Origin of the sequence: Prevotella pectinovora (assembly GCF_000834015.1) — a bacterium.
Classification (GTDB): domain Bacteria; phylum Bacteroidota; class Bacteroidia; order Bacteroidales; family Bacteroidaceae; genus Prevotella; species Prevotella pectinovora.
The window spans coordinates 1-736 of sequence record NZ_JXQI01000049.1; the positions used below are offsets into that span (position 1 = coordinate 1).

The 736-nt window shown below is 41.0% G+C and carries 1 protein-coding gene; it reads right to left on the reverse strand.

The features are described from left to right. Positions 1-87: 87 nt before the first annotated feature. Positions 88-645 carry an NADAR family protein gene (locus tag ST42_RS05915; protein ID WP_052485487.1) on the reverse strand — a complete coding sequence of 186 codons (558 nt, stop codon included), beginning with the start codon at positions 643-645 and terminating at the stop codon, positions 88-90. Positions 646-736 lie beyond the last annotated feature (91 nt).

Consider the following 736-nt stretch of genomic DNA (forward strand, 5'->3'; position numbering starts at 1 on the left):
TCCTATCAAAAAGCCTCTAATCTTTCGAAATCCTTCTTGAAATCCGACATTCATATTCAATATCGGCGAAATATACAAGGCATAATGCTATGCTTCAGGCTCATATCGTACCGATTTGGCTATAAGCTCTTGAGTTTTGTTTCGATAATCATTGTTTTCTCGTAACTCTGTCAATATACTGCAAAACTCCTGCTCAGTCAATATTGTTCTGTATGGATTGCTCTCGCCCTTAGTATGATATAATGCCATACCACGTGTTGCCATCAAAGCTGTACGGAAACCCTCACTCTGTTCGAACATAGCATTATAGGCTTTGCGGACAAGAGCTGTGAATTCTCCGCTCTGTCGGTCTATAGCTTTACCCTTCCACCATACTATCTGGTCAGTTTGCCATCCTGCCGAAGTCTGTTTCTTTGCATCTTTTCCTTTCATGCTACATATTCGACGCTGTTTGTTTATGTCCTGCTGCTTCAATGATTGGAGAAATCCCTCCATACTGCCGCAGACAACACCATCAAAACGGAAGCCATTGCTGCAAAGGTTACTCAACACATCAGCAGGATAAGCATTCTTTGACCATATGTCTATAGCTTGCCCTCTCCATATCTGCCACTTTACTCTTATCTTTCTGAATATTGAAATCATATTCTTCGTTAATTTGTTACAAATAGTAAAACCTCTCGTAGTTGAACCGTGACAACTCACTTTGCGTGGTGTCCAATGTCTTTAGGCGTTC

What these genes read in the sequence shown, in the direction of transcription:
- ST42_RS05915 (WP_052485487.1), bottom strand. Translation starts at nt 645, where the DNA reads ATGATTTCAATATTCAGAAAGATAAGAGTAAAGTGGCAGATATGGAGA.